At 34.8% G+C, this 4,757-nt stretch carries 5 protein-coding genes; all 5 read right to left on the bottom strand.

The genetic code is table 11. The features are described 5' to 3' along the window. Positions 1–715: 715 nt before the first annotated feature. Positions 716–1,312, bottom strand: a complete 597-nt coding sequence (locus tag I6E84_RS14010; protein ID WP_197218627.1) for a hypothetical protein — start codon at positions 1,310–1,312, stop codon at positions 716–718. A 12-nt stretch (positions 1,313–1,324) separates the two neighbouring features. Next, positions 1,325–1,900: a hypothetical protein gene (locus I6E84_RS14005; RefSeq protein ID WP_197218626.1), complete on the bottom strand. Its 576-nt coding sequence runs from the start codon at positions 1,898–1,900 to the stop codon at positions 1,325–1,327. A gap of 72 nt (positions 1,901–1,972) precedes the next feature. Next, positions 1,973–2,971, bottom strand: a complete 999-nt coding sequence (locus tag I6E84_RS14000; protein WP_197218625.1) for a tetratricopeptide repeat protein — start codon at positions 2,969–2,971, stop codon at positions 1,973–1,975. A gap of 5 nt (positions 2,972–2,976) precedes the next feature. Further along, positions 2,977–3,888, bottom strand: coding sequence for a glycoside hydrolase family 19 protein (locus I6E84_RS13995; protein WP_197218623.1), 912 nt, complete (start codon positions 3,886–3,888; stop codon positions 2,977–2,979). Beyond that, the coding region (locus tag I6E84_RS13990) for a DUF2345 domain-containing protein (protein WP_197218621.1) at positions 3,888–4,757 on the bottom strand (870 nt) is incomplete at its 5' end. The genes I6E84_RS13995 and I6E84_RS13990, both read right to left, overlap by 1 nt.

Here is a 4,757-nt window from a genome sequence, read left to right as displayed (position 1 = left end):
TGTTCATTGTCCGTGGCAAATAGGCTAGGGCGCGTACTGGACAATAAGCTACCAGTATTGATTAAGTGCTCACCATCACCGATAGACTGCATCAGTGCTGGTGTTTATGGTAACGTCAGCGGACTGAGTGGGATGTGATAAGGTTTGCTGTAGCCGTTCCTACTTTTCGCTGCTATCTTGACTAATCACAAGAGCTTGAGTCGTTTTTGCGCTACGATAAGACCTCTGTCTAAATTCCTGAAATCCTTTGATCATCAAAGGATCTCCATTGCAATTATGGCTAGTGGTGACATTAAAATCTTGCAAAGAGTGGTTGTAGTTGTAGTGGTTTTATTGAACAGTATTTACCTGTATCATAACGGTCATATACATAGCTGTCATCCATATCTTTGTCACCAATTGCTTGATAGTTATCAGCCATATTTAAATAGGCTATTGTTCTGTTTGAATCAGAACTTATAATAGAGTCGTTTATTTGAGCTAAGATATTTATAAATGAGTACAAAAATAGCGATACATAAAGAGAAAAGCCCTTGGATATATACGGGTACCGCTAAGTTGTAGTTTGAAGTATTATCAAAGGCTGTTATAACAGACATTCAAGTATAGTAGCTGCATGTTTGAAAACAAAAAATATATGATATGCTTGAATTTTCAACAAGCTTAAACCTTCTGTTATAGGGAATTTTACATCATCAGAATATAAAAAGTAAATTTAGAAATCAAATGTATAGACCCATTGAGTAATGCTGTTGTCAGGCTTAATAGTCCAAACAATATTATGTGTATTACCATCAGTTCCATTGGAAGCAGTTAAGTATATATTTCCTGATTTTTTGTCAAAGTATGCTACATGAGAGTTTATATTAATATTTTTGATATTTTTTATTTTTTCTTGACTTATACAATTGAGTCTATCGTTAATGCAAATGCTTGTGTAATTATTCTCATTGTATCTTATATAGATTTTATTTTTTTTATTATATAAAACATGAAGGCTGCTCAAAGCTTTATATTTGAATTTATCTTCTAAAACTAAGATTCTAGAGGTATGTATATATCCTAGACCTTTCTTAGTTTGAGAATAACAAAAATCATCTACTCTGCCACCCTCATTGTAACAATAAACGAGTGTGCCATTATCTATCTTATCAATAATTTTAGATTTTAAATCAGGTAGTTTTCTCAGATTAACATGACCATCAGAGTCGTTGATAATACCATATCCACTAATATCATAATTATAGAAAGTATTAGAAGCTGCTGAAGCTGAAAATTGCAAGGTCAAGCCTATCAAATAAATTTTTTTCATATGATCAATCCTTTATTCATTCGGGGTTGCACCAGATGGTGGAATATGATTATTTGGATTTCCATCAATATTTATCTTAGTTTTTATTGATTTTTGAGTCTTGAGTATTTCATTAATCTTGTCTCGAATACTGGTTAGCTCCTTTTTTGACCCGCTTAAACCGACACAACCCAAAGTTCCTTTATTATTACCGTCAGGATGTATACGTAGCAAAGATCTTTTGGTGCTAAACTGAGGGTCAATATTAAAGCTAAAACCGACTCCATTCTTGTTCATACCTTTACTGTAACTACCTGCTTCAGTTCTATCACGATACGTATGCGTAGTATATTCTCCATTAGGAGGCGCACCACTACCGAACCCTCCACTATTTGCAACAATAGACATTTCAAGCTTATTTCCCTTATAAATATATAAATTACCTATACCCAGTATTTCTGATACCATTTTCCCATCAATAACGATTAAATATTCTCCTAAGTTCCTTGTGATATTGACATTTGATAATGCAATCATAAGAGGTACAGCTTTGATAATTGTTAGTTCTTTATCAGATAAATTATCAAACTTATTACCGGTTTCACTCATTAATCACCTCTTTTATTATTGATTCGCTGATAAATAGGATTCATGTATTATACTTATCAATAACACCATATCTCAACGCTGTAGTAGTACTCTCTTTGGAATGCTCTTATCTTTATCAAGGTTAGTCATTTTCTCATAATATCTTTTATAGTATTCATCCGCTTTAGTTTCATCGCCAATGGCTTGATAACTATCAGCAATATTCAAGTAAGCTACCGCTCTTTCAGGATGAGAGCTTATGACAGAGTCTAACAACTCTATGGCTTCATTGTGATAACCATACTGTGCAAAGTAAAAAGCGAGGTTATTTGATAACTCTATATCGTCTTCATAGTAGTAAAGGGCATCGATGTACTCTTCAGGCATACATCTATCACCATCATTAGACTCGTTAGTTTGAATGAGTGATTCGACGATCGCCTGTTTGTTAGGAGTACCTTTATCCATTAGTAGCTGATACTTATCTAACAAAATTTCAGGAATTATCTTTTCGCCTTTGTAGAAACCAGTCGAAAATAATTTCTGATTAACTTTTCCAAAGTTGATTGACGATAATAGGCTGTGTGTAGTTGGAGGGTCGATATTTTTGATAGAGTTTAGTTCGTGACCACAATAATTTAAATATAGCAATTGATAAGTATTAACCAATATAAAATCATTTTTCTTATTATCAAATAAGAATTCCAGCACATAATAACTTTGCTGACCATCTTGTCTTAATTTGATTTGTAATAAAGGATTTGGATTTAGAAATCGGTTGTTAGTAAAATCACCTAATATGTAATTTAAATCACTTTGTTCTGATAAATAATTTGTATTCTCAGAGCGAGTATTGACATCAAAATATCGTAATTCCTGATTATATGTTCTACTCGTTGGCAATTGAACTACTTGCAGACCATCAGCCGTTTGGTATTTTACTACTGATGAACCGTCATTATTTTCTGTGACTGCTAGTTCGGGGAATGAAATATTGTAAGAAACGGCAACTTTCTTATCATCAGTCTCATTTGAGGAGTAAGCACAGCCGCTAAGAAGTAAAAGACTTAAGAAAAAAGCTTTATAGTTCATAATGTTTAGTCTGCCATAATTGCATAAAATTTTGTAAAGTTATCTTTACGCTTCTGGCGGCTTCCTGTGTGATAATTCACATCATCAGTAATTGAGTCAACTACTGAACCAGTTTTACCTTTATCTGCTTTTTGATTAAGTTTTTGCCACTCCCAAAAACCAAGAGCAGTTAAAATACCTTCACGTGTATTTATAATATTGTTAGGATTTTTCATAATATCTAGATTTTCTTCGGGCATCTTATTGTTTAATATTTCATTAACTTTTTTATAATTACCTTTCCAAGTTAATTGAATGAAACCTTTGCCCTTATATAATAATCCTGTAAGGTCTCCACCTTTTAGTACATTGTCATAATCAAAATACCCATCGCCTGTATTACAGGCATACACTCTTTTTGCAATTTCATTTTCTTGCGGAAGCTGAGAGTAGGCATAAGCTTCATTGGTACGAATATATATATTTTTTTGTACTTGTGAAAGTTTGTTATAATCATTTATTGGTATTCGTTTATAACCTAGTTGATCAGCTTCCTCAGGATAGTGTTTAAAATAACGGTTAAAAGTGTTTCTTAATGATGACACTGAATACCATAAACTTTCCTCTTTTCCGACAAGCTCGTCTCCAACTTCTGCTTGAACGTGTGCTAAAAAATGTGATATTCGTAGAGGAGTTGTCATTCCAAATTTTGGCATATATTTATTTAGTAAGGCTCTCACTACCTCCCGCTTACGAGTATTAGCGTTAGGGAACATTTTTTGCATTTGTTGTTCGCTTATAAGATCTGCGACCTGCGTAATCTTAACTTCCTTTATATTTTTTTTGTCACTAGCTTTTATTACTCCAAACCTCCCAGATTCTATAGCTATTGTAATAAGCTTTTCTTTTTGTGATGATGTATTTGTAGAAGTGCCCATTATGAATTTTCCCTACCATTAACACTTATCAAATGAATTTTAATGTCTTGCTCAATAGATGTATTCATAATCTCAGTATAACCATCTTCATCAGTAGTACCTTCAAACACTTCGCCAGTTACTTCAGCTTTTGCAATATAATCGGTAAAGCTATAAGGAATATCATCATCATCAGCGAATCTTACTAGAGCCTTATATTGCCCATGTTTTAAGTGAACCTTAATCTCATCAGGATCAGAGCTAAAGAACGTTTCAGTATTCCCTTCAGCATCAGTTATTCCTTCAAATATTTCTTTTGTATTCTGATTGATAGCGATATATGGGGTGTTGGTATAAGCAATATCATCATCGTCAGCGAACTTAAATTGTGCCTTATACATTGCGCCAGCCACTAAACTAGGCAACCCCGCCAATCCCTGTCCATCCATCCCGCCGCCATCACGACTATGCTTACCAGCCTTCTCCGTAAACTGCATCGCCGCAATCGTAATATCCGCGCCATCTAGCGTGATACTAGCACCGCCCGCTGTTAGCGTAATCTTATTCGTTGCCACTATCTCAACTTCCTTGGTCGAGGATGACATATTCACATCTTGCTTCGCTGTCGCCTCAAGCTTCCCTGTATGCGCAGACAGCATAATATTGTCTTTCGCATTTGTCATACTGAACTGACCATCAGCGACTATCGTCAAAGACTCACTACTGACCTGATGATGACCATCACCACTACTAACCATCATATCTTGCTGAGTGGTCGTTATCATCTCACCCATAGATCGCTGAATCAGCGTATCGTCACTGACATAGCTCGTATCAGCAGCGCTATCGATCAGCGTGTAGGGCGCTTGTTGATGGGTTTTGGTTTGCTG

The sequence above is a fragment of the Psychrobacter sp. SCQQ22 genome, assembly GCF_015864605.1.
GTDB classification, from domain to species: domain Bacteria; phylum Pseudomonadota; class Gammaproteobacteria; order Pseudomonadales; family Moraxellaceae; genus Psychrobacter; species Psychrobacter fozii.
Note: the sequence above shows the minus strand (reverse complement) of the source record. Positions and strands in the feature narration are given on the sequence as shown.

What these genes read in the sequence shown, in the direction of transcription:
- I6E84_RS14010 (WP_197218627.1), bottom strand. Translation starts at nt 1,312, where the DNA reads ATGAAAAAAATTTATTTGATAGGCTTGACCTTGCAATTTTCAGCTTCA.
- I6E84_RS14005 (WP_197218626.1), bottom strand. Translation starts at nt 1,900, where the DNA reads ATGAGTGAAACCGGTAATAAGTTTGATAATTTATCTGATAAAGAACTA.
- I6E84_RS14000 (WP_197218625.1), bottom strand. Translation starts at nt 2,971, where the DNA reads ATGAACTATAAAGCTTTTTTCTTAAGTCTTTTACTTCTTAGCGGCTGT.
- I6E84_RS13995 (WP_197218623.1), bottom strand. Translation starts at nt 3,888, where the DNA reads ATGGGCACTTCTACAAATACATCATCACAAAAAGAAAAGCTTATTACA.